This is a genomic window from Roseburia sp. AM51-8 (assembly GCF_003478275.1).
GTDB classification, from domain to species: Bacteria; Bacillota; Clostridia; order Lachnospirales; family Lachnospiraceae; genus Pararoseburia; species Pararoseburia lenta.
Map to the genome: position 1 here is coordinate 44867 of NZ_QUEY01000006.1, position 26108 is coordinate 70974.

The window sequence follows — 26108 nt, forward strand, 5'->3', positions numbered from 1 at the left end:
TTTTTCCTCTGTCCTGACATTTTGCGGATTCGTTGCATTTTATGCGACATTTTTCTATAATTGGTAAGTGAATGGAGGTACTTTGCCAATGAAACTTTGGGACAATCACATGCACTGTCATTTTTCCGGTGATAGTGACGCGGATCCTTTGGATATGATAGAAAAAGCCAGACAGTTGGGTCTGTCCGGCATTACATTTACAGACCACTTGGATTTAGACTATAAGGAAGAACCACATCTTTTCGATCTGGATCTGGATGCTTGCGAAAAAGCCATGCCGGCTTTGCGAAAAGAGGCTGCGCCTTTCTTTGTACTTCATGGCTTGGAACTGGGTCTGCAACCGCATCTTGCACAAAAGCATGCCGATCTGCTTGCATCCTATGCCTTTGACTATGTCATCGGCTCTGTGCATGTCGTACATACGCGAGATCCTTACTACCCTGTTTATTTTGAGAGGCGCGATCCTGCGGAAGCCTATACAGAATATTATCAGGCCGTCTATGAGAACCTGGCGGCATTTCACAATTTTGACGCTCTGGGGCATTTGGACTATGTCTTTCGCTATGGGCCGCAGGATCCTGCCCAGCCTTACGATACTTACACGCCATATGCGCCGCTGATCGATGATATCCTGCGTTTTCTCATTGCACATGATATTGCACTGGAAGTCAACACCGGTGCCTTCCGCTGTGGGCTTTCTGTGCCAAATCCATGCCCGCAGATCCTAAAGCGCTACCATGAACTCGGCGGAAAACTGATCACGATCGGCGCAGATGCACACAAACCCAGCGATATTGCATTAGGCTTTGACCGTCTGCCGGGCTTTCTTGCCTCCTGTGGATTTGACGAATATATGGTCTATCTCCACCGTGTGCCGCATCCACATAGCATCTACTAATTTTCCGGCATATAAAAAATGCTTCTGCACATTTTCGTGCCAAGCACAAAAAGAGCCATCTCGTAATGAGATGGCTCTCTGATTTCTAATATAACATCTCTTGAACGATCGTGCCGCCTCCGGCAACATAATGTCCATCATAAAGGACAACTGCCTGCCCCGGTGTGACCGCGCGTACCGGTTCTTCAAAGTCCAGCCGCATCTGTCCGTCTGCAAGCATTTTCACATGGCACTTGGTGCCCTTGTGGGAATAACGGATCTTGGCAAGGAATTCCTGTCCGTCCAAGAATTCCGGCACAGCCATGCAGTTGATCTGGTCTGCGACCAGATGATCCGTAAAGACATCGTCATCATCGCCCAGAACAACACGGTTATTTTTCGCATCGATCTCCTTGACAAAAATGCGCTTGCCTACAGAAATGCCAAGTCCCCTACGCTGTCCAATCGTATAATGCGTAACGCCCTCATGTTTTCCAACAACTGTACCGTCGCTCAGGACAAAATCCCCCGGTCCCGGTACACGATCCGGTGCGGCCTCATCAATAAAGGATGCATAGTCATTATCCGGTATAAAACAGATATCCTGACTGTCCTTTTTGTGTGCCACCGGAAGTCCAAGATCTTCCGCGATCTGCCGGATCTGATCCTTGTGATAGACACCGACCGGCATCAATGTATGCGACAGTTGTTCCTGGGTCAGGTTATAAAGCGCATAAGTCTGATCCTTAGCAGCCGTCACAGAGTTGGTGATCGCATATCTTCCATTGGGTAGCTGCGCGATCCTTGCATAATGACCGGTCGCGATATAATCTGCGCCGATGGAGAGCGCACGGTCTAAAAGTGCCTCCCACTTGACATAGCGGTTGCAGGCATTGCAAGGATTAGGGGTACGCCCCTGTAAATATTCTTCCACAAAATAATCCATGACCTTATGCTTGAACTCTGATTTAAAGTTCATCACATAATAAGGGATCTCCAGCCTTGCAGCCACACGTCTGGCGTCATCTACCGCAGAAAGCCCACAGCAGCCGCCATTTTCCTCCTGCACAAATTCATCCTCATCCTGCCATATCTGCATGGTCACGCCGATCACATCATAGCCCTGTTCTTTTAAAAGATATGCCGCCACGGAGGAGTCTACTCCTCCGGACATACCAACAACTACTTTTTGTTTCAATTAGTATTCTTCCTCTTCTTCCAGTTCCTCGATATCATTGACTGGTGGCTCCAAGCCCTCGATCTTGATGCCATTTTTCTGTGCATAATCCCAGAGTGCTGCATGGATCGCCTGCTCTGCCAAAAGGGAACAGTGAACCTTTACAGGTGGAAGTCCGTCCAAAGCCTCCATAACTGCCTTATTGGTAACTTCCAAAGCTTCCTGTACCGTCTTTCCTGCAACAAGTTCCGTTGCCATACTGCTGGTTGCCACTGCTGCGCCACAGCCAAATGTCTTGAACTTTGCTTCTTTGATAATACCATTTTCGTCAATATCCAGATACATTCTCATGATATCGCCACACTTAGCGTTACCAACCGTACCTACGCCACTCGGATTTTCCATTTCTCCGACATTTCTTGGATTTTGAAAATGATCCATTACCTTTTCACTATACATAATTTTTCCTCCGTTTTAAATACTTATGACAAATGTTTTTTCGCATAGTCCTCATAAAGTGGTGACATGCTGCGAAGTTTTGCAACAATTTCTTTCAAATGATCCACAACATAATCCAACTGTTCCTTGGTGATCTCATCACTTAAGGTCAGGCGAAGGGATCCATGTGCGATCTCATGTGGCAGACCGATTGCTAAAAGGACATGGGATGGATCTAGGGATCCTGATGTACATGCAGATCCTGATGATCCACAGATACCAGCCATATCCAACATGATCAACATTGACTCGCCCTCAATAAAACGGAAGCAGAAATTAATGTTGTTTGGCAGTCTCTTAACTCTGTGTCCGTTTAATTTTGCAAACGGAATTTCATCTTCTATTCTTGCAATCAGATAGTCACGAAGTTCGCTTTCCTTTTTGATACGCTCATCCATGGTTGCCATAGCAATCTCAACCGCCTTGCCAAGCCCAACGATACCCGGCACATTTTCCGTTCCGGCACGACGCTTTCTTTCCTGGGCACCACCATGGATAAAGGATTTTAATTTAAGTCCCTGACGAATGTAAAGGAAACCAATACCTTTTGGTCCATTTAGTTTGTGTCCACTGGCGCTCAAAAGATCGATATGCATCTTTTCCACATCGATCGGCACCTGGCATATGCCTGTACAGCATCTGTATGGAATAAAATGCCATGTTCATGTGCGATGGCACCAATCTCCTCGATCGGTTCAATGGTTCCGATCTCATTGTTAGCAAACATCACAGAGATCAGAATGGTATCCGGGCGGATTGCCTTCTTGACATCTTCCGGGGAAACCAGCCCGTCTGCATCCACATCCAGATATGTCACTTCATAGCCCTGCTGTTCCAGATAAGCGCAAGTATGCAGGATGGCATGATGTTCGATCTTGGTCGTGATGATGTGTTTTCCCTTATCCTTGTAGACCTCTGCAACACCCTTTAATGCCCAGTTGTCTGACTCACTTCCGCCTGCAGTAAAATATATATTTGAAGCCCTGGTTCCGATGGAGGATCCGATCGTCTCTCTGGCATCTTCAATCGCCTGCTTACACTTCTGTCCAAAATCATAAACGGCAGATGCATTGCCATAAATCTCTGTAAAATAAGGAAGCATTGCTTCCACAACTTCCGGTCTGACTTTTGTCGTAGCCGCATTGTCCAAATAAACAAATTCTTTCATAAGTTTTCACCTCGTTTTATTTCCTACCTCTTTACTAGGATATTGATATACTAGCATTCCCATTTTGTTCTGTCAACCAAATTCTAACATATAATGTTAAAAATGTTTTTGGGATGGAAATCTCTTGCGAAAAAATACTCACCCCGTCTATTCTGGTGCATTACTTCTTACAATTACCGGGCTTTTCTGTCGTCTTTTAGGCTTTTATTATAAGATCTTTTTGTCACGCGCCATCGGTGCAAAGGAACTCGGACTTTACCAACTGGCAATGCCCCTCTTGGCAGTAGGAATAGCCTTTGCCAACTCCGGCATCCACACCGCTATCTCCCGTTTTGTCGCCAAAAGTTCTTCCGCCAAAGATGGCAGGGAAAAATCCTACCTGGCTATGGGAATGTGCCTCTCCCTTGCCTGAGCGCCGTCTTTTGCATCCCCTGTCTGCTTTTTGCTGACAGCATCGCAGCCGGACTCTTTCATGAGCCTTCCATAAAGACACTCCTCTATCCGCTCATCTTGTGCATCCCCTTAGAATGCATCCATGGATGTATCAACGGTTATTACTATGGTCTGCAAAAATCAAAGATTCCATCCATCGGACAGTGCATTGAACAAGTGGTACGCATCGGCAGTGTTATGGGCATCTACTATATTACCATACATAGCGGTCTGCCTTTCACGAAATTTCATGCCATGCTAGGGCTCCTCCTGGGCGAGATCGCAGCAACCTTTTATTACTTAAATCTCCTGTCCCTCAGCCAGAAGCAGATCCGGCAAAAGCCAAGCGCACAAGTCAACACCACCTGCAAAGATCTTTTGTCCATGGCTTGTCCCCTGACTGCCACCCGCCTGCTCCTCACTGTCTTACACGGCATTGAAAATATCATGATCCCGCTTTGTCTGGTGCGCTTCGGGCTGACCAATACCCAGTCCCTCAGCATCTATGGCATCTACAGCGGTATGGCTCTGCCCATGATCTTTTTTCCGACCGTCCTTTCCAACTCCATCGCGGTCATGCTCCTGCCCTCGATCTCGCGCGCCAAGGAAGAAGGCAGGAACTATTATATCCGGCATTCCATCACCGTTGGCTTTTTCCTCTGCATGTTCTTAGGCTTTTTATGTTCCTTTTTCTTTTATTTTTTCAGCCCTTTGATCGGGCAGAAAATATTTGCAAACGAAGTCGCCGGTATCTACATCCGCACCCTGTCCTGGCTGTGTCCTTTTCTTTTTCTCGGCACGACCATGAACAGCATCTTAAACGGTCTTGGTAATGTCAAAGATACCTTTTTTAACAGCATGACCGGTGCCCTGATCCGTCTTGCCTTCATCTTCTTTGGCATCCCGCTTTACGGCTTCCGCGCCTTCCTGCTTGGCGTCCTGTGCAGTCAGGTCGTATCGGCTTTCATGGCATACCTGCGCCTGCTTTCCATTACATGCAAAAAGAATGCATAAAAAACCGTTGTAAGGCTGTCCTTACAACGGTCCTGACTTCGATTTTTATCTTATGCTATCTTTTGCGCTTTTTATGCATAAATATATTTCTTTTCAAAATCATCGATACAAAGCGGTTTGTCATACAGATAGCCCTGAATGACATCACAACCGCAGGAAACGATCTTCTGCTTTTCTTCCTCGGTCTCTACCCCTTCGCACAAGACCTCAAACTCGATCTCCTTAAAGGTATTGACCAGATTGGAAAGAATGGTCATTCCCATCTGATTTTGGATGGAATGTAAAACAAATCCACGATCAAACTTGATCACATTTGCCGGAACCTGTCCTAAAACATATAAGGAATTGTAGCCGGAACCAAAATCATCTAAAGCGATCCGGTAGCCCTTCTCGCGCAGGTGGTTCATTTTAGCAATGATCATTTCCAGATCCTTGACCAGCACTGTCTCCGTCAATTCAAATTCGATATATTGTTTGTCCAGCCCTGCATCTTCCACCAGATGATCCAGAGATTCAATAAAACGATCTTCTAAAAGGTCCACGCGCGACAGATTGACCGAGATCGGGAAAAGTTCATGTCCGTCGTCCCGCCATTTACTAAGAAGTTCTACGCTCTTTACCAGCACCTGATAATCCAGTCTGGAAACGATCCCAGCCTGCTCTAAGATCGGCACATAGATCGCCGGTGACAAGATCTCGCCGTCCTCGTCACAAAAACGTGACAGAGCCTCCGCACCAATGATACGGTCATTCTTGGCAGAACATTTTGGCTGTAAATAGACCTGGATCCCGTCTGTATCAATGGCATGTTCAAAATTTGGAATAATACTTGCCTTCTTGATGGATCTGCGGCGCAGGTCTTCGGAATAAAAAGCAACCGTATTGGAATAACTATGCCGGATGCTCCTGCGTGCATAGCGTGCATTGTCCTGTGCATAGATAAAACTGTCTCCCGGCTGCATGACGTACAGACCGCACTCCACATGGATCTTGACACGGTCATAATGCTCACTGACTCGCTCCAAGAAGCGGTCTGCAATATCCTGATAAAAGGCTAAGATCTCCTCATCGCTATCTCCACCCGCCTCACAGAGAACTAATAAATGGTCCACATAACTCATGCTTCCCAAAATACTCTTTTTGTTTTCCCGGCAAAAATAATCCACCATAAGTGTGATCAGCCAGTCCCCTTTTGCTGTCCCATAGATCTCATTAAAATACTTGAGATTGCGCAGATTAAAACTGGCAAGTACCGGTTTTTTCATCTCCACTACCACCTTGGATCCCAGCATCTTAAAACGCTCTAAAGATGGTAATTCTTCTGTTTTGTGTTCTAAAATTTTATTTAACATTTTTAATTAAACTCCCACATGGATTCTATCATCAGTTACCGCAAAGTGCAACAAAAAAATTCATCGCGCTCTTGACATCATACATATTATGCCAAAATGCGACGAACTTTTTGTCGAATCCTCTGGATAGCGTTATCAATATTCTTTTCTGTCTTGTCCATCTTTACGGCGATCGTATGATAGTCCAGTCCCTGTACCATGTAAAAAAAGACTTCCAGTTCCATCTTGCTCAGATTTTTGATGATCTGTTCTACGATCTGCTCTGTCTTTTCCGCATCGATCCATACATTTTCCGGATTCTGCACATCATCCGCCAAGATATTCTCGATGATCTGCCGGTTTGGGCTCTCCTCGTCCTCCGAATCAAAGATCGACACATAGGAATTGAGCGGCTGGTTCTTCTTGCGATCCGCCGCCTCGATCGCCTTATAGATCTGCCGGCTGATGCAGAGCCTTGCAAAATGTGAAAAACTCACTTGCGTCTGTGGGTCATAATCCTGGATCGCCTTGAAAAGACCGACCATGCCCTCCTGCACGACATCCTGTTCTTCACTGCCTTTGATAAAGAACTTTTTGCCGTAAGCAGAAACCACTTTTTGATATTTTTTGCACAGATGCTCCATGGCTGCAAAATCGCCTGCGCGATAGGCTGCTACCAAGACTTCATCCGTCATCTCGTCATATCTGTCCATGGGCTCCCCTATTTTTTCAAAAGCCGCTGCCGCACGATCTCATACGTCAGCACGCCTGTTGCCACAGAAACATTCAGGGAATCGATATCCCCTTTCATCGGGATGGATGCCACGAAATCACAGTGCTTTTTCACAAGGTCACTGACACCGCTTCCCTCATTGCCCATCACAAGTCCGATCGGTCCTGTCAGGTTCAGATCATACATGGTGCTTCCACCCATATCCGCACAGACGAACCACATACCTTCCTGTTTGAGTGTTTCGATGGTCTGGGACAGATTTGTCACCTTTGCGACCGGTGTATAATTGATGGCTCCGGCACTTGCCTTTGCCACGGTTGCCGTCAGTCCTACTGCACGTCTTTTTGGGATAACCACGCCATGCGCCCCCGCCAGATTTGCCGTACGGATGATGGCGCCCAGATTGTGGGGATCTTCCACATTATCCAAAAAGATCAAAAACGGATCTTCGCCGGCATCCTTTGCCTTTTGTAACATATCATCGATACTGGCATAGGTGTAGGCAGCCGCATAAGCGATCACGCCCTGGTGCTTTCCGGTCTCAGAAATCTGATCCAGACGCTCCTTGGTCACATAAGAAATGATCGTGTCGTGCTTTTTTGCCTCTCTCTGGATCGTCCGGATCGGTCCGTCCATGCAGCCGTCCAAGAGAAACAACTTGTCTATGGTCTTGCCTGAGCGAAATGCCTCCAACACGGCATTTCTTCCCTCTATTGTAAGGCTTTGTGTCTCTTCCATTCTTTATCCTTTCCTGCTTATAATAAATGACAGCGTTCCAGCCCAATGCTGACCACTTCCATCATGCGCTCCATCTGATCGGTCAGATAGAGATATCCCATCAATGCCTCAAATCCCGTAGCACTGCGGTAGTCCGTCACCGTTGCATTCTTTGCCATGGTGTGTGACTTGGCATTGCGCCCTCTGCGGTAAATATCCTTTTCCGTATCCGTCAGCACATCCATCAGTGCCTCCGCCATGATCGCCTGCGAATGTGCCTTGACGACATGGCTGGTCTTGTGATGCAGTTGATTGACCGGCGTATTGCCCCTGCCTACCACAATGGAGCGGATAATCACATCAAAGATCCCGTCCCCGATATAAGCCAGTGTCAGCGGCGAGTAGGTACGGATATCAACGTCAGCGATCGCAAATTTATCTTTGATCTCTTGATTTAGGCTTTTTTCCATTTTACCCCTTCTCTGGTATCTTCCAGTACAATGCCCTTTGCCAAAAGTTTGTCACGGATGGCATCTGCTCTGGCAAAATCACGGTTCTTTCTTGCCTGCTGACGTTCCTCGATCATTGCCTCAATGTCAGAATCCAGCATTTCTTCCCTGGTCTCTACGATAATACCGAGCACATCGCAAAGTGTTTTTAACTCGTCCAAAAGTGCCTGCACATATGCCTTGGAGGAAGATCCGTCTGCATTCTGGTTGGCATATTTTACCAGTTCAAAAATAGAAGAGATCGCGTCTGCCGTGTTAAAATCATCTTCCATGGCCGCCTTGAACTTGTCTACATAGTTCTTTGCTTCTGCAAGTTTTGCTTCCTCGCCGTCCAAAAATGCCTCTGCCTCTGCGTGATCTGCTAAGAACTGCAGATTGGATGCTGCGGTACGGATACGCTCCAGACCATTCTTTGCGGCTTCCATCAGTTCTGCGCTGAAGTTGAGCGGGCTGCGGTAATGTGCCTGCAACATAAAGAAACGCAGAACCTGCAGGTCATATTTTTCGCCGATCTCCCTTACGGTAAAGAAATTGCCCAGAGACTTGCTCATCTTTTTGTTGTCAATATTAAGGAAACCATTGTGCATCCAATATTTGGAGAATTCTACGCCATTGGCTGCCTCACTCTGTGCGATCTCATTTTCATGATGCGGGAAGATCAGATCTTCGCCACCGGCATGGATATCGATCTCATCGCCCAGATAATGCTTTGCCATAACAGAGCACTCGATATGCCAGCCCGGACGTCCGTCGCACCATGGAGACTCCCAGTATGGCTCACCATCCTTTTTTGGTTTCCAGAGCACAAAGTCAAAGTCATCTTTCTTTTCGTCTCCGACTACCTTGATGCTTCTGTGTCCGGCTTCCAGATCGTCCAGATTTTTATGAGAAAGTTTGCCATAGTCAGCAAACTTGCGTGTGCGGTAATATACGGTTCCATCGGATACCACATAGGCATAGCCTTTTTCGATCAGGGTAGAGATCATCTGGATCATACCCCCGATCTCCTCGGTTGCCAGCGGATGGGTCGTTGCCGGCATGACATTCATGTCTGCCATGTCCTTTTTGCACTCTGCGATATAGCGCTTTGACACTTCTTCTGCCGTGGAACCTTCCTCGATCGCCTTTTTGATGATCTTGTCATCCACGTCCGTGAAGTTGGAAACGTAGTTGACATCATAACCGATAAACTCTAAATAACGGCGCACTGTGTCAAAAACGATCATAGGTCTTGCATTACCGATATGAATGTAATTGTAAACCGTCGGTCCGCAGACATACATACGGACCTTGCCCTCTTCGATCGGCACAAACTCTTCTTTTTTCTTTGATAATGTATTATAGATCTTCATGAAATTCTCCTTATGTTCTTATTTCTTTAAACTACGTATTTCATTTTCCAACTGCAATACACGGTTGACCAGTTCTGAATTTTCCTGTTGCAAGACCTTGATGTCTTCCTGTACCGGATCCGGTAAATGGATCTGATCCATATCGCTGGTCGGCACCTTGACATTGTTCTGCTTGACGATATGCCCCGGCACACCAACCACAGTACAGTTGGGCGGCACTTCCTCGATCACAACACTCCCTGCACCGATCTTGGAATTCTTGCCTACAGTAAAGGAACCGATGACCTTGGCTCCGGCACTGACCATGACATTATCCTCCAAAGTCGGATGACGCTTGCCTGTCTCCTTACCGGTTCCACCCAGGGTAACTCCCTGGTATAAGGTGACATTATCTCCAATGATCGTAGTCTCTCCGATGATGACGCCGGTACCATGATCGATAAAAAATCCTTTGCCGATCGTTGCTCCCGGATGGATCTCGATCCCGGTCCTTCTGGCGGCACGCTGGGAAATCCATCTTGCCCAGAAATAATGACCTTTCAGATACAACTTGTGCGCCCTGCGGTAACTGATCATAACCTTAAAACTCGGATACAGGATCACTTCCATCGGACTTTTGATGGAAGGGTCTCTCTCCTGAATGACCGCGAATTCTTCCTTTATATGTTTAAACATGACTAACAACCTCTTTGTCTATTCTCTTTTTAAAATTCTTTGCTACATCCCTGACAGGACGAACATCGATTTGCCGAATCAGCAACGGCTACGCTGCTCTCATAAAAAGATTCCAACAAACAGACTGCCTGAGAAGAAATGCCTTCTTCTCTTCCGGTAAATCCCAAATGCTCCTCAGTCGTTGCTTTGATATTGACCTGATCCACAGAAATCCCGAACACGCTTGCTACATTTTCCTCCATGCGTTCTATATAAGGACGTAACTTTGGCTGCTGTGCAATCACCGTAGCATCAATATTGCCGACCACATAACCGTGGTCTGCGATCAAAGCACCTACATGTTCCAATAACTTCATAGATGAGATCCCGCGATAAGCCTCATCCGTATCCGGAAAATGTTTACCGATATCTCCCAGTCCTGCCGCGCCAAGGATAGCATCCATGATCGCATGCAAAAGCACATCGGCATCCGAATGTCCCAATAAACCAAGCGTATGCGGCACCTCTACGCCACCTAAGATCAACTTACGACCTTCCACTAATTTATGCACATCATAACCTGTTCCAATCCGCATAGGTCTTTCCCTCCTATTCTACGGTCTTTATCCGTAAAATATAACATGATCTTCAAATTCAAAAACCACCCTATATGATACCATATCCACAAGTTGCTTTTCAATAAAAAAGAACGTGATGCAAAAAAGCCTCAATCCAAAGGATCAAGGCTTCATTCAGTAGCGAGGGAGAGACTCGAACTCTCAACCTCCCGGGTATGAACCGGACGCTCTAGCCAGTTGAGCCACCTCGCCATATTAAAGTGTTGGAATGGGACCTATAGGGCTCGAACCTATGACCCTCTGCTTGTAAGGCAGATGCTCTCCCAGCTGAGCTAAGATCCCATTTCATTGCCGCTCGTCGCGACCGAAATTAAATATACTATACTTGTACCCTTTCGTCAACACTTTTTTAAAAATTTTTTCAATTTTTTTATTTTTCAAACTTTTTCTACAATTTGGACTGGATAAGGGAATCTATCAGTTTGACACACTCTGACGCATCCTTGGAATAACCGTCTGCCCCGATCTCCTCCGCAAAACTCTCCGTGATACAGGCACCGCCAATGATGATCTTTGCCTGACAGCCTTTTTCCTTTGCCAGATCCACGACATCTTTCATTCGCATCATGGTCGTAGTCATAAGGGCTGACAGACCAATAATCTGTGCATTTTCTTCTATCGCTTTATTTACGATCGACTCTGCCGGCACATCTTTTCCCATGTCAAAGACACGATAACCATAGTTCTTGAGCATGAGCACCACCAGATTTTTGCCAATGTCGTGGATGTCGCCCTCTACGGTCGCAATGACGACGGTCGCCTTCGCCTCATCCTTTTTGTCTGCCAGAAGCAGCGGTTCTAAATACTCCATGGCTTCTTTCATGGCATTGGCTCCCGCGATCAACTGTGGGAGAAAATACTTTTTGTTGTCGTAATATTCTCCCACCTGATTGATGCCCGGGATCAGATACTTTTCGATTACAGCCGATGGTTTCTCTCCCGCTTCCACCTCTTTTTTTACTTCCCGTATGATGGATTCCTTGTCTCCCTTTACCACGCAGTCAAAGATCGGGTGATGAGCCTCTTCTTTCGTCTGGCTATCTACCTTGACATCCTTGGAGCCGACCATCTTCATGGCTGTCGTAGGTACTGTTCCCAAGTAGCGCTCTGATGCCCCTTCCTTACCAAGCAAAAGATCTGTAGCCAGCGCCGTATACATGAGGAGTTCCTGTGATGGGTTGGCAATCGCCATGGTCAGTCCCTTGGAAAGAGCCACATTCAAAAATGCCGTATTGACAAAGATACGCTGTGGCATACCAAAAGAAATATTGGAAAGTCCACAGATAGTAGGCAGATGTAGAGTATCCTTGCAATAGGAAATCGTCTCAAAACATTCCAAAGCCGCCGACGGATTGGCTCCCACAGTCGCCACCAGGACATCGACCACAGCATCGTTATCCTGCAATCCGATCGCACGCGCCGCCTCTAATACATGGGTAATATGTTCTTTCTTTTCGTCCAGATCCTTTGGCAGTCCTGCCTGTGAAAGCGGAAGCAGAACAAACATGGCTCCGTACTTTTTGGCGATCGGCAAAAGTTCTTTCATTTTTTCTGCTTCACAGGAAATAGAATTGATGAGGGCTCGTCCCGGATAGATACGAAGGGCTGCCTCCATGACATCCACATAAGAAGTATCGATGGAAAGCGGCAGATCTACCGTCGATATCACCTCATAGATGGCATCCAGCATAGTCGCTTTTTCGTCAATACCGTTCGTTCCCATATTGACATCCAGAATGGCTGCTCCTGCGATCTCCTGATCTCTGGCAAACTGACGTACCATCTGCATACTGCCTGAACGCAGTTCTTCCTGCAATGCCTTTTTTCCGGTCGGGTTGATACGCTCTCCCACAACCTTAAAGCCACCGTCCAGCGTCACCTCCACAAAGCCACGCTCCGAGGTCAGCACCGGTCTGTTCTTCTTTTGGATCGGCTCCACTTTCTTGCCACGCATACGGTCTGCCAGCGCCTTGATATGATCCGGTCTGGTACCACAGCAGCCACCCACGACCGATGCTCCGGCATCTACTAATTGTTCGCAGGCATCCGCAAACTCCTCCGGGGTCATCTTATAGACCGTCTCACCATTCTCCAGTTCCGGCATGCCGGCATTGGGTTTGACCATGATCGGGATATCCGCATAAGGCAGCATAGCCTTTACCAAAGGGATCATAGCAAGAGGTCCGGTCGAACAGTTCACGCCGACAATATCCGCGCCCATATGCTCTAAAACAACCATGGCGATCTCAGGTGATGTGCCATACAGAGTTCTGCCGTCCTCATTGTAGGTCAAGGAGATCATAACCGGAAGATCACAGGTTTCCTTGACTGCCAAAAGAGCCGCACGACATTCCTGCAAACTCATCATGGTTTCAATCACAAAGAGATCCACACCCTCCTTTAAGATTGCCCTCACCTGCTCCTTATAGACATCCACAAGATCCTCAAACATGAGATCTCCGACCGGATATAACTGTCTGCCCGTCATGGTAAGATCTCCGGCAACAAATGCCCGATCTCCTGCCGCTTCCCTACTGTAGCGCACCATGGCACGATTCAATTCTTCTAAGCGATCTTCCATGTCATATTCTGCTAATTTGATGCGATTTGCTGTAAAAGTCGGTGCATACAAAATCTGTGTTCCCGCCTCGACATATGCCTTTTGTAAGGAAACGATTGCCTCCTTGTGATGATAGATCCAATCCTCCGGGCATACTCCCATAGGCATACCCTTTGCCATCAGGTTTGAGCCCGTTGCTCCATCCAATATGATCGGTCCTTTTTGAAAAAGATCCTGTAGTTCCTGCTTTGTCATCTTTGTTTCTTCCTTTTATCTTTATATATGTTATACTTCTACAGTTTTTCAATCAGCCTTCATTATAAAAAAAAGGGTTGCTTTCTGCAACCCTTTACTTGCTCGCCAGTAGACCGGCAAACCTTCTATTCTGACACAATCATGTCATTTTCCTGTTCTGCCACATCCTTGAGATTCTCAGCAATACGGAAGATCTGATTCAACTGTTCGTTCAGTGTCTCTAGATCTGCCACACTCTGTCCAAAGACTGTTGTACAACTCTCAGATGATGCAGCCACTTCTTCACTGGTTGCAGACAGGTCTGTAATGCTGTCGCTAATCTGACTGTTGGATGTTAGGATATCATTAACCTCTCCGCTCAGACTCTGAATCTCTGTATATGCTTCCTGCATCTTTTCCTCGATCAACTTGAAGTTTTCTGCAGTTGTAGCGATCATCTCATTCTGTTTTTCTACGGACTCGGTAGACTTGCGCATATTTTCCGATGCCTCTCCTACATTGACCGTAAGTTTTTCAATGATAGCCGTAATCTTGCCGGTAGATTCCTTGGTCTCCTCAGAAAGGGTGCGGATCTCATCTGCAACAACCGCAAATCCCTTGCCTGCATCTCCTGCTCTCGCAGCCTCTATGGATGCATTGAGGGCTAATAGATTGGTCTGTCCGGAAATACTAAGAATGGTTCCGACGATCTCTTCTACTTCCTTGATACGGTTGTTCAGTTCGTCCGTCGTGTCCTTTGTCTGACGGTTGATCTGGGCTGTTCCGATTGCCTGCTCACGCAGTTCTTCGATCAACTGGGCTCCGTTCTGAACTGTCGTTGTGGATACCTCTACCGCCTCTTTCATGAGTTCCGTACCATTGCCGGCATTTTCCAGACTGGTCTGGATATCACTGGTCATCATGGTCTGATGCTCGATCGCCTGCGCCGTAGACTTAACACCCAGAGAAATCTCCTGCACAGAACCGTTGCTGGTCTCCATGCTCTCTGTCAGGCGTTCTGCCTTCCCCTTTGCCTGTTCAAACATCTGCACCAGTTCATCGGACATACGGATGATATTCTCAGCCACAGTCTGCTGTTCTTTTGCACGTCGTTCTACTTCTTCTTTGTCCTGTGCATGATGCTCCTGCATCATCTTGACTACGATATAAGCAACCACCGTCGTCGCCACCGCAAAGATCAACTGAACGAAACTGGTTGAAAACAAAGATTCGTCCGCATAAATGACCTTGCACTGCACGACCTTGATAGCATTGACGATACTAAAGGCAATGCCCCCTGCCATGATCCACTTCGGATGCATATAAACAGCCATGGAGAATAAGATCAAGTACATAAAAGCATACATACCGATACTGCGAACAGAAAGAATATAAACAGCATATACCACGATCAATGTAATCATAAATATCTTTTCAAACCGTTCATCTGCCTCATTCCTATTATACACAACGATCAAAAGTACCATTGCCACTGCACAGACTACCGTTCGTACGATTGCATTCGCGATCAACGTGTCTGCCTGCGTAAAACTAAGAAGTGCCAGTGCCAGTTCAATGCCCGTAATAATCACCGCCACTGTAAAAGCGACGCGATTCTTTTCCTTCATCTGCCGTTGCATCAATTCCATGTCATTCATCCCTTCCCTTACAAAAAATTATAAGAAAAGTATAACACTCATCTTCCGGTCTGTCATCCATTTTTGTGTTTTTTCGACAATTGTGTGTATAAACATTAGTTGATTACATTATCCAACTTCTTCAAACTGGCTGTTGTAGAGTTCTGCATAAAAACCATTTTGAGCGATCAGATCTTCATGGCTGCCCTGCTCGATGATATCGCCATCTTTCATAACAAGGATCAGGTCTGCATCTTTGATCGTAGACAATCTGTGTGCAATGACAAAACTTGTTCTGCCCTGCATCAGATGATTCATTGCCTTCTGTATTCTCTGCTCTGTTCTGGTATCTACAGAACTTGTCGCTTCATCCAAAATCAGAATTGGATTATCGGCAAGTATAGATCTGGCAATGGTAAGCAACTGCCTTTGTCCCTGTGAAACATTGGTTGCTTCTTCATTCAAAACAAAATCATAACCACCCGGCAAAGTCTCGATAAAGTGATGTGCATGCGCTGCCTTTGCTGCGGCGATCACTTCTTCATCTGTCGCATCGAGTTTTCCATAACGGATATTCTCCATGATGCTTCCCTTAAATAACCATGTATCCTGCAAGACCATACCAAAATGTTCTCGCAGATTGCTGCGGCCGAACGCACGGATATCCTGTCCGTCGATCTTGATGCAGCCTTCGTTGACATCATAAAAACGCATCAATAGTTTTACCATCGTTGTCTTTCCGGCACCGGTAGGTCCTACAATTGCAACCATCTGTCCCGGTTTTACCTGACTTGAAAAATCATGGATGATGATCTTATCTTCGTTGTAACCAAATTTGACATGTTCAAAAGAAACTGCCCCCGAAACATGATCCATAATCATTGGGTTTTCCGTCTCAACTTCTTCGGTCTCTTCTAAGAACTCAAAAACACGCTCTGCGGCAGCAACGGTAGACTGCAAGAGGTTAGAAACATTTGCCATCTGCTGGATCGGCTGCGTAAAGTTCTTTACATATTGGATGAATGCCTGAATATCGCCAACGGTGATCGTTCCTGCCACTGCAAGAATACTTCCGACAATGGCCACTGCAACATAACCGAGGTTCCAACAAATGTCATGATCGGCTGCATCAGTCCGGATAAAAACTGTGACTTCCATGCAGAGTTATAAAGTTCTTCGTTTCTTGTATCAAACTCCGCTAAAACATCCTTTTCTTTGTTGAATGATTTAACGATGTTCTGTCCAGAGAAGGTCTCCTCCACCTGACCATTTATCTCACCTAGGGTTCTCTGCTGGGCAATAAAGTATTTCTGCGAAAACTTAACAACCAGCATTACAAGTGCAATAGAAACCGGTAAAATAACAAGCGCGATCAAGGTCATCAGCGGGCTGATGGAAAGCATCATGACAAGTACGCCTACCATTGTTGCCACCGAGGTAATCACCTGTGTCACACTCTGGTTCAAACTCTGTCCTAAGGTATCGACATCGTTGGTGATACGCGAAAGGATCTCACCGACGGTCTTGGATTCAAAATAGGACATTGGCAGTCGATGGATTTTTTCGGAGATTTCCGATCTCATGCGGTATGTCATCTTTTGCGATACCCCTGCCATAATATATCCCTGCACAAAACTCATCAGCGCACTAAAGATATAAATTGCAAGCAGGATCAATAAAATCTTGCCGATCACATCAAAACGAATATTTCCTGTCCCCTGAATCTTTGCGACCAGACCGGTGAACAACTCTGTTGTCGCCTTACTTAAAATCTTTGGTCCGATTACATTAAATATGGTACTTAAAATTGCAAAAAAGATTACAACTGCAATCCCTATTTTATAAACACTCAGATAATTCAGTAATTTCTTTAGTGTTCCTTTAAAATCTTTTGCTTTTTCCACCGGTCTGCCCGGACCTCCGCCCATAGGACCATGATGACGACGAGGTGCTTTTGCTCTTTCATTTGACTCACTCATTAGGCTAAGCCTCCTTTCGTCTTTTCTATCTCCTGCTGGCTCAACTGTGAAGCCGCAATCTCCTGATATGCCTGACATTGCTTCAAAAGTTCCTGATGGGTTCCTTTTCCGACAATCTTTCCATCATCCAAGACCAGGATCTGATCTGCATGTAAGATCGTGCTGATACGCTGTGCAACAATGATAACTGTTGCATCTTTCGCATGTTCAAACAATGCCGCACGCAGTGCCTTGTCTGTCTTATAATCCAGTGCGGAGAAACTGTCATCAAAGAGATAAATCTTTGGATTTTTCGCAATGGCTCGCGCGATAGAGAGTCTCTGCTTCTGTCCGCCAGATACATTTGATCCCCCCTGCGCAATATGGCTGTCGTACTTTTTCTTTTTTTCTTCGACAAATTCTGTTGCCTGTGCAATGGCAGCAGCCTCTTCCATCCTGTCATCCGAAATCGTCTCATCCGCATATTTGATATTAGAGCGGATGTCTCCCGAAAACAGGACAGCCTTCTGCGGAACATACCCTATGGCATCGCGCAGTTTCTTTTGTGATATGGTACGAATATCTACACCATCCAAAGTAATACTTCCTTCTGTCACGTCATAAAGACGTGGAATCAGATTTAGAAGTGTCGACTTACCACATCCCGTGCTTCCGATAATCGCCGTCGTTTTTCCCGGCTCAGCCTCAAAATCAAGACCATCCAGTACATTATCCTTAGCATTTGGATAAGCAAAACTTACGTTATGGAATGCAAGTTCTCCACGGATATCTCCCATCTCATCATCTGCTAACTGCTCAGCATCTGTGATGGATGATCTCGTTCCGATGACTTCCTGAATACGTTCTGCAGCAACACCTGCACGAGGAAGCATAATAGACATCATGGTAAGCAATAGGAAGGACATAACAATGACCATGGCATATGTAATAAATGCCATCATATCTCCCACCTGCATATGACCTGCGGATATTCCCTTTGCACCAAACCATACAATCGCTACGGTAATACAGTTCATGATCAGCATCATAATTGGCATCATCCATGCCATCATGCGGCTTGTATATAACTGTGTCTCCATGAGTTCTGTATTGGCATCCTTGAAGCGTTCCTTTTCATGCTCCTCACGTGAGAATGCGCGGATAACCGGAATACCTGTTAAGATCTCGCGTGAAACAAGGTTCATGCGGTCAACAAGTTTCTGCATCATCTTAAACTTCGGCATAGAAAACTTCATCAGTACCATAACTACACTGATGATAACAGCGACCGCCACAACAATGATCCAACTCATGGATGCATCGGTCCTGGTCACCATGATAATACCGCCAATGGCAAGCACCGGAGCATACAATACCATACGAAGCAGCATGACTTCTACCATCTGTACCTGCTGAATATCGTTGGTACATCTGGTGATCAGTGATGCCGTCGAGAACTGATCGATCTCTTTTCCGGAGAAAGAGATAACACTGGTGTAAACTTTTTTACGCAAACTACGCCCAATGTCTGCCGCTGTTCTTGAAGAAACATATCCCAACAATACGGCTGCCAGCAGCATGCCAAGTGTCATCAGAATCATCACACCACCGGTACGAAGCAGATAGTCCATCTGCATCTGGTGCATATCATACCCCAACGCCTCATATTCCTGCTGCGCCATGGCAATGGACATCTGGTCGATCATCGTGTCACCCAGATCACCAAACTTTTCTGTCACCGCCGCACGCATATCATACAAAGAGGAAGGTGTCAGTGCACCTGCCTGTGCAAGTTGCTTTAACTGCTCCTGCATCTTAGCCGCATCCCCCATCATGGATGCATATTCCGAATCGCCGGACTCTTGCGCACCATATTCCATAAAGTAGGTCAGCACCATTGGCTCCTGCAAAACCTGTTCCAATGCTGTTTTTTTGTCTTTATCCTCTGAAACCTCATCCTTTAGGACATAAGTCTCCCCCTGCTTTTCATAGCAGGCATTGAGATAAGAAATCTCATCATCATCCATAAAAGCAAGAAGCCAGTTATGTGTCTCCTGACGCATTTCTTCCACTGCTACAGAGTCAACACCATTCTGCTGAATACCGACATCAACGATATCCGCTGTGTAGTTTGGAAGTGACAGTTCACATAATGCCTGTGCGATCAAAAGCACAATAACTATGGCAACTGCCTTTTTCCGTTCCCATAAGTTTTGAAATAAAAATTTCATCTTGTCTCCCTAATTCTTATACATGTGTTTATTTTTTATATCTTTCTTATTGTAGAACTCTTTTTTTCCAATGTCATCCAAAATTCTGTTCATACTTATTAAATTTCTATAAATTTTCTTCACGGATACGCTCAATGATATTACAGATGAGTTCTACGCGGTTAAACGGTGTCATAAAATAATAACCGTCAACAATCGAAGACATCTTTCTGGCAATCTCCACGGATACACGGATGGCAACTTCTTCATATTCCGAACGGCTCATGCCCTCCTCATAATATGCCAGCGTTTCCGGTGGCACATGCATACCCGGCATCTCATTTGCGATAAACAAGGCATTTTTTCGGCTGACAAGCGGCATAATACCACCGATGATCTTGGCATCCGTGCGCTCCTTGAGATCCTTGATACGTTCCACATCCGCGTCTGCATAAATCGGCTGTGTCAAAAAGAAACTACATCCCTGTTCCATTTTCAGTTTCATTCTTCTTGCGATGGCATCCACACCTACGCCCTGATAATTTAGGGCACCGCCATAAACGATACGATCCTGATAAAACTGGTCTTCATTCATTTCCTGCAAAAGTCCCATAAACTTGATAGAATTGTAATCAAATACCTGTGTGATCGTGTTTCTGTCATTCTGTGCAATCGGATCTCCCGTAACGACCAGAAAATGCCTTAAATCATTGACGTAATCACCGAGCATCGTACCGCGCAGAGAGATCACATTCCGATCACGGCAGGACAAGTGCGGCATGACATAAATGCCGGTCTCCCTCTGAATCTTACTGCCCAGCAAGGACGCATCCATACGGCTGCGTGCCATCGGAGAATCGGAAAGTGTCAGTAGATCAACACGATGTTCCTTTAACAATTGCGCTCCCGATACCAGTTTTTCAACCTTGATATCCGATGGCGGATCCAGTTCTACCACAAAGGGCTTCTCCCCACTTTGTAACTTTTTCCAAAATACAGACTCCGTTCTTGAGACAGCAGGTGTCTCCGGCGAGCCTGTCTTTTTTTCTATTTTCTTCTTGCCTTTCAACTGTTCTGCAATCTCTTTCAGATAATCCGGTGTCGTTCCACAACAGCCACCAACAAGATCAATCCCTAAGTCTGCGATCTGCAATACCATCTTCTGAAAATAAGATTCATTCTTTCCGTAAATGGTCTTGCCGCGCAACTGATATGGATAACCGGCATTTGGCAAGGCGATGACAGGTTTTTCTGATGGAAAGTTTACATTTTTCAAAAGTTGGTACATATGGGCGGCTTCCATGCCACAGTTTAATCCATAGGCATTCACTTCATCCATTTCACTCATCAGTCGCACCATGCGATCAAATTGCAAGCCACCCTTACTATAGGCCGTTTTATCCATAGAAAAGGAAACCATCACATAAGCCTGCGGTGCTTTTTCCTTGATATAAGCAAGCAATCTCTTCAGATAGTAAACATCCACCTGCGTTTCCAGCCAGAAAATATCCATACCTGCCGATACAAACGTATCCACGATATGATGATATTCTGCCAGAACATTGCTATCATCTTTCTGCTCCATATCATAGATCGTACCAATGTCTGCTGCCACATAAACAGGATAGGTCTCTTTTGTCAGTCCTGTTTTTTCATAGTATGCTTCCACTGCACTTTTTGCGATCTGGCAGGCGATCATAATATTGTTTTCCATCTCCTCGATAGAATCAAAGAAGTTTAAATTGGTAGCAAATGTATTGGTGCGGAGCAGTCTCGCTCCACCATCTAAATATTCTCCGTGAATCTGGGCAATTCGTTCCGGATGCTCGAAATTTTCACGTTCTACCAATGTTTCATTATGAAATTTCGCAGCATAGTAAGTTCCCATTGCACCATCACAGAGAAGTGTATGTTCCTTTAAGAATTCTCCTATTTTCATCTTTTTTCCTCGTATCTAAAGATTTCTGTCACTTAAAAAGCGAAACTACTTTCCATAGTAACCAAAAGAAAGCAGTTTCGCAATATGAAACTCACACTTATTCCAGTGCGTTTTATTTAGATGTTCTTTACTTTTGCAATATCCACTAAGGTAAATTCATCTGTGGCAGATTCCAAACTGGTTGCCAGTGCATTTGCCGTATCCATTGCTGTAATACAGTGTACGCCTGTCTCGATCGCATTTCGACGGATCAGGAAGCCGTCACGGGTCTTATCGCCGTGTCCCTGGGTCGGTGTGTCAATGACAAGGTCGATCTTGTGACCCAAGATCAGATCCATGACATTCGGTGATTCTTGAGTGATCTTGTTGACCCAGAGTGCATCTACGCCATGCTCCTGCAAATACTTGGCGGTACTTCTGGTCGCATAGATCTTGTAGCCCAAGGCCGCAAAGCGCTTTGCCACGCCAACGGCTTCCGGCTTATCCGCATCCTTTACGGTCATGATCATCTGCTTGTACTTCGGCAGTACAATACCTGCACCAAGGAATGCCTTATAAAGTGCCTCATCAAAGGTCTTTGCAATACCCAGACACTCACCGGTAGACTTCATTTCCGGTCCCAGGGAAATCTCTGCTCCACGCAGTTTTTCAAAAGAGAATACCGGCATCTTAACTGCCACATACTCTGCTTCCGGCTGCAATCCCGGTGTGTAGCCCATACCCTTTAAGGTGTTTCCGATGATGACCTTGGTTGCCAGATCCACGATCGGAATACCGGTAACCTTGCTGATGTACGGCACGGTACGAGAAGATCTCGGATTGACCTCGATCACATATACTTCCTCATTCATAACGATAAACTGGATGTTGATCAGACCTACGACATGCAGTGCCTGTGCCAGTTTCTCAGTATAATCGGTAATCTTTTTCTTGATGGCATCACTGATCGTATGTGCCGGATATACAGAGATACTATCTCCGGAATGGACACCGGTACGCTCGATATGTTCCATGATACCAGGGATCAAAATATCTGTACCGTCGCATACAGCATCGACTTCGATCTCCTTACCCTGTAAATACTTATCCACTAAGATCGGATGATCCTGTGCGATACGGTTGATGATCTCCATGAACTCATCCACTTCGTCATCATTGAAAGCGATCTGCATGCCCTGTCCGCCCAGTACATAGGAAGGACGTACCAGAACCGGATATCCGATCTCATTGGCAACTTTCTTTGCCTCTTCTGCGGTAAATACCGTTCCGCCGGATGCTCTCGGGATACCTGTCTTTTCCAGAATCTCATCAAAGAGTTCTCTGTCCTCTGCGGCATCAACATCCTCTGCCTTGGTTCCTAAGATAGTAACTCCCATCTTCATCAGGCTTCGGTCAACTTGATGGCTGTCTGACCACCGAACTGGACAACAGCTCCATCCGGCTTTTCAAAACGGACGATGTTTTCTACATCTTCCTCCGTCAGCGGCTCAAAATAAAGTTTGTCCGCAATATCAAAGTCTGTAGAAACCGTCTCCGGGTTGTTGTTTACAATAATGGTCTCATAACCTTCCTTGGCAAATGCCCAGGTAGAATGTACAGAGCAATAGTCGAACTCGATACCCTGTCCAATACGGATCGGCCCGGATCCAAGTACGAGTACCTTTTTCTTCAGATTGGTCTCTACCGCTTCATTCTGGCTGCCAAATACAGAGTAATAATATGGGGTGCTTGCTTCAAACTCTGCCGCACAGGTATCAACCATCTTAAATGCAGCAACAATATCATTGTCATAGCGCATCTGGCGGATCTCTTCTTTGGTCTTGCCGGTAAGATCTGCAATGACATTATCCGGGAACTCGATACGCTTTGCTTCTTTTAAGAGTTCTGGTGTCAGTTCCTCGCTCTTTAACTTTTCTTCCATCTCGATCAGGATAGCGATTTTGTCGATGAACCAGATATCGATCTTGGTAATCTCATGGATGTGGTCGTAGGAAACGCCTCTGCGCAGTGCCTCTGCGATCACATAAATTCTTCTATCGTCTACGACGTGTAACTGGTCTTCCAGTTCTTCGTCACTAAGTCCCGTAAAGTCATAACTCATAAGAGAGTCTACATGCTGCTCTAAGGAACGGATTGCCTTCATCAAGGCGCCCTCAAAGTTGTTGCAGATACTCATGACCTCACCGGTCGCCTTCATCTGTGTCGTTAAGGTACGTTTTGCCGTGATGAACTTATCAAATGGCAGACGTGGGATCTTGACAACGCAGTAATCAAGCATTGGCTCAAAGGATGCATAGGTCTTGCCGGTAATGGCATTGGTGATCTCATCCAATGTATAGCCTAAAGCGATCTTTGCAGCCACCTTAGCGATCGGATAACCGGTTGCCTTGGAAGCCAGTGCAGAAGAACGGCTGACACGAGGATTTACCTCGATAACGCAATATTCAAAACTATCCGGGTTGAGGGCGTACTGCACGTTACAACCACCGGTAATGCCAAGTTCTGAGATAATATTTAAAGCAGAACTACGGAGCATCTGGTATTCCTTATCCCCCAAAGTCTGTGACGGTGCCACAACAATAGAGTCGCCGGTATGCACACCGACCGGATCGATATTTTCCATGTTACATACGGTAATGCAGTTGCCTGCTGCATCACGCATCACTTCGTACTCAATCTCTTTCCAGCCTGCGATGCAACGCTCAACCAAAACTTCATTGACACGGCTCAAGCGCAGACCATTGGATAAGATGTCTACGAGTTCTGTCTCGTTGTGGGCGATACCACCGCCGCTGCCGCCAAGGGTAAATGCCGGACGGAGTACGACCGGATATCCGATGGTATTGGTAAACTTGATACCGTCTTCTACGTTCTTAACGACCAAAGATGCCGCACAAGGCTCACCAATCTTTTCCATGGTGTCCTTGAATGCCTGACGATCTTCTGCCTTAAAGATGGTCTCTGCCGTTGTACCGATGAGTTTTACGCCATGCTCTTCCAAAAAGCCTGACTCTGCCAGTTCCATACCAAGGTTGAGTCCTGCCTGTCCACCCAAGGTTGGAAGCACGCTGTCCGGCTTTTCCTTTAAGATGATCTGCTCTAAGACTTTGGCTGTCAGAGGCTCGATATAGACCTCATCTGCGATCTCTTTGTCTGTCATGATGGTCGCCGGATTGGAATTGACCAGGACAACCTCGATGCCTTCCTCTTTTAAGGAACGACATGCCTGTGTGCCTGCATAGTCAAACTCTGCTGCCTGTCCGATGACGATTGGACCGGAACCGATCACAAGTACCTTTTTGATGTCTTTATTCTTTGGCATTACTGGTCACCTCCCATCATTTCAATAAAACGGTCAAACAAATATCCACTATCCTGTGGGCCAGGGCAAGCTTCAGGATGGAACTGTACCGTAAAGATATTCTTTCCTGTATATTTTAATCCCTCATTTGTGCCATCATTGACATTGACAAATGCCGGTGTCGCAATGGACGGATCCAACTTGTCGACATCAACCACATAACCATGGTTCTGTGAGGAGATATAGACACGTCCGGTGGAAAGATCCTTGACCGGATGGTTGCCGCCACGGTGTCCGTATTTCATCTTGTGGGTATCCGCGCCGGTCGCAAGTGCCATGAGCTGATGTCCCAGACAGATGGCAAAGATCGGTACGTCCGAGTCATATAACTTCTTGATCTCCTTGATGACCTCTGTACATTCCTTTGGATCCCCAGGTCCGTTGCTGAGCATGATGCCGTCCGGATTGCCTGCCAAGATGGTCTCTGCCGGTGTATCTGCCGGATAGATGGTCACTTCGCATCCTCTATCATTTAAGGACTTGGCAATATTTCTCTTGGCTCCCAGATCTAAAAGTGCCACCCGCTTGCCGTCACCCGGCAAAACCTTTGGTGCAGCACATGTGACCTTGGATACCACATCACCTGTGGTATATGCCGCAAGTCTTGGTAAGATCTCATCCAGATCGTAATCCTCGTCGGTCGTGATCATGCCATTCATGGTTCCCTTGTCACGCAAGATCTTGGTAAGTGCTCTCGTATCAATACCACAGATTCCCGGGATGTCATGTTCTTTCAGGAAATCCTGAATGGTCCCCTCACAACGGAAGTTGCTTGGGATACGGCTGAGTTCGCGGACGATATATCCGTCCACCCACGGTCTTTCTGACTCCATGTCCGGTGTAATGCCATAATTGCCGATCAAAGGATATGTCATAACGACTGCCTGTCCGGCATAGGAAGGATCTGTCAAAACTTCCAGATATCCAGTCATGGATGTATTAAATACGATTTCACTGATGACTTCGCGTGTCGATCCGATGCTCTCACCGGCGAACACAGTGCCATCTTCCAGAATAAGAAATGCTCTCATCTTTTGCCCTGTCCTTTCGAAATTCTACATGTTAAATTTTAAAAATGCCTAAACTTATAGTATGTTATCACATGATTT

17 protein-coding genes, 2 tRNA genes and 3 pseudogenes are annotated in these 26108 nt (G+C 46.1%); 3 read left to right on the forward strand and 19 right to left on the reverse strand.

All coding sequences use genetic code 11. The features are described 5' to 3' along the window. The first annotated feature begins 88 nt into the window (after positions 1-88). A complete protein-coding gene (locus tag DW996_RS11635; RefSeq protein ID WP_118535898.1) occupies positions 89-898 on the forward strand; it encodes a histidinol-phosphatase HisJ family protein in 810 nt (269 codons plus the stop codon). Between the two features lie 85 nt (positions 899-983). Here DW996_RS11635 and mnmA read toward each other — a convergent pair whose 3' ends face one another. The 3 genes and pseudogenes from mnmA to nifS all read right to left on the reverse strand — a co-directional run bounded on the left by mnmA (position 984) and on the right by nifS (position 3720). Beyond that, a complete protein-coding gene (gene mnmA, locus DW996_RS11640) occupies positions 984-2075 on the reverse strand; it encodes a tRNA 2-thiouridine(34) synthase MnmA (protein ID WP_118281907.1) in 1092 nt (363 codons plus the stop codon). Continuing rightward, entirely contained in the window at positions 2076-2513 is a 438-nt protein-coding gene (gene nifU, locus DW996_RS11645) for a Fe-S cluster assembly scaffold protein NifU (RefSeq protein ID WP_118281908.1), read from the reverse strand. It abuts the gene before it with no gap. A 23-nt stretch (positions 2514-2536) separates the two neighbouring features. Next, a pseudogene (gene nifS, locus DW996_RS14930) lies at positions 2537-3720 on the reverse strand (cysteine desulfurase NifS). Positions 3721-3844: 124 nt separating this feature from the next. On the opposite strand from nifS, the gene DW996_RS11655 reads away from it, so the two are divergent. Together DW996_RS11655 and DW996_RS11660 are read left to right on the forward strand one after the other, a co-directional pair. Beyond that, positions 3845-4132, forward strand: a complete 288-nt coding sequence (locus DW996_RS11655; protein ID WP_118535900.1) for an oligosaccharide flippase family protein — start codon at positions 3845-3847, stop codon at positions 4130-4132. A 98-nt stretch (positions 4133-4230) separates the two neighbouring features. Continuing rightward, positions 4231-5166, forward strand: coding sequence for an MATE family efflux transporter (locus tag DW996_RS11660; protein WP_147403557.1), 936 nt, complete (start codon positions 4231-4233; stop codon positions 5164-5166). Positions 5167-5237: 71 nt separating this feature from the next. Here the strand turns inward: DW996_RS11660 and DW996_RS11665 are convergent, their stop codons facing one another. From DW996_RS11665 to DW996_RS11740, 16 genes and pseudogenes are all read right to left on the reverse strand, one after another. Continuing rightward, positions 5238-6518, reverse strand: a complete 1281-nt coding sequence (locus DW996_RS11665) for an EAL domain-containing protein (RefSeq protein WP_118535904.1) — start codon at positions 6516-6518, stop codon at positions 5238-5240. Positions 6519-6604: 86 nt separating this feature from the next. Further along, a complete protein-coding gene (locus DW996_RS11670) occupies positions 6605-7210 on the reverse strand; it encodes a sigma-70 family RNA polymerase sigma factor (RefSeq protein WP_118281912.1) in 606 nt (201 codons plus the stop codon). An 8-nt stretch (positions 7211-7218) separates the two neighbouring features. Beyond that, positions 7219-7968: a 23S rRNA (guanosine(2251)-2'-O)-methyltransferase RlmB gene (gene rlmB / locus DW996_RS11675; RefSeq protein WP_118535906.1), complete on the reverse strand. Its 750-nt coding sequence runs from the start codon at positions 7966-7968 to the stop codon at positions 7219-7221. 17 nt (positions 7969-7985) lie between these two features. Further along, positions 7986-8417 (reverse strand): Mini-ribonuclease 3, encoded by a 432-nt coding sequence (locus DW996_RS11680; RefSeq protein WP_118281914.1) that lies wholly within the window; start codon positions 8415-8417, stop codon positions 7986-7988. Further along, entirely contained in the window at positions 8402-9808 is a 1407-nt protein-coding gene (gene cysS / locus DW996_RS11685) for a cysteine--tRNA ligase (RefSeq protein ID WP_118535908.1), read from the reverse strand. Before cysS ends, DW996_RS11680 begins: the two co-directional genes overlap by 16 nt. 18 nt (positions 9809-9826) lie before the next feature. Next, the gene (gene epsC / locus DW996_RS11690) at positions 9827-10483 is read right to left on the reverse strand and encodes a serine O-acetyltransferase EpsC (protein WP_118281916.1); all 657 of its coding nucleotides are present in this window, start codon (positions 10481-10483) and stop codon (positions 9827-9829) included. Positions 10484-10512: 29 nt separating this feature from the next. Next, positions 10513-11058 carry a 2-C-methyl-D-erythritol 2,4-cyclodiphosphate synthase gene (gene ispF, locus DW996_RS11695; protein WP_118281917.1) on the reverse strand — a complete coding sequence of 182 codons (546 nt, stop codon included), beginning with the start codon at positions 11056-11058 and terminating at the stop codon, positions 10513-10515. Positions 11059-11218: 160 nt separating this feature from the next. Next, positions 11219-11292 (reverse strand) — tRNA-Met (locus DW996_RS11700). A gap of 17 nt (positions 11293-11309) precedes the next feature. Then, positions 11310-11382 (reverse strand) — tRNA-Val (locus DW996_RS11705). Positions 11383-11488: 106 nt separating this feature from the next. After that, positions 11489-13915, reverse strand: coding sequence for a homocysteine S-methyltransferase family protein (locus tag DW996_RS11710; RefSeq protein WP_118535910.1), 2427 nt, complete (start codon positions 13913-13915; stop codon positions 11489-11491). Positions 13916-14040: 125 nt separating this feature from the next. Further along, positions 14041-15543, reverse strand: coding sequence for a methyl-accepting chemotaxis protein (locus DW996_RS11715; RefSeq protein WP_158575325.1), 1503 nt, complete (start codon positions 15541-15543; stop codon positions 14041-14043). Between the two features lie 117 nt (positions 15544-15660). Further along, positions 15661-17510 (reverse strand): annotated as a pseudogene (locus DW996_RS14935) (ABC transporter ATP-binding protein). Continuing rightward, complete coding sequence (locus DW996_RS11725) at positions 17510-19720, reverse strand: ABC transporter ATP-binding protein (protein WP_118281921.1); 2211 nt, start codon at positions 19718-19720, stop codon at positions 17510-17512. Before DW996_RS11725 ends, DW996_RS14935 begins: the two are co-directional and overlap by 1 nt. Before the next feature lie 106 nt (positions 19721-19826). Beyond that, entirely contained in the window at positions 19827-21638 is a 1812-nt protein-coding gene (locus tag DW996_RS11730; protein ID WP_118535914.1) for a bifunctional homocysteine S-methyltransferase/methylenetetrahydrofolate reductase, read from the reverse strand. Positions 21639-21754: 116 nt separating this feature from the next. After that, a pseudogene (gene carB, locus DW996_RS14940) lies at positions 21755-24960 on the reverse strand (carbamoyl-phosphate synthase large subunit). Continuing rightward, positions 24960-26030 (reverse strand): carbamoyl phosphate synthase small subunit, encoded by a 1071-nt coding sequence (locus DW996_RS11740; RefSeq protein WP_118535916.1) that lies wholly within the window; start codon positions 26028-26030, stop codon positions 24960-24962. Before DW996_RS11740 ends, carB begins: the two are co-directional and overlap by 1 nt. Positions 26031-26108: the final 78 nt, after the last annotated feature.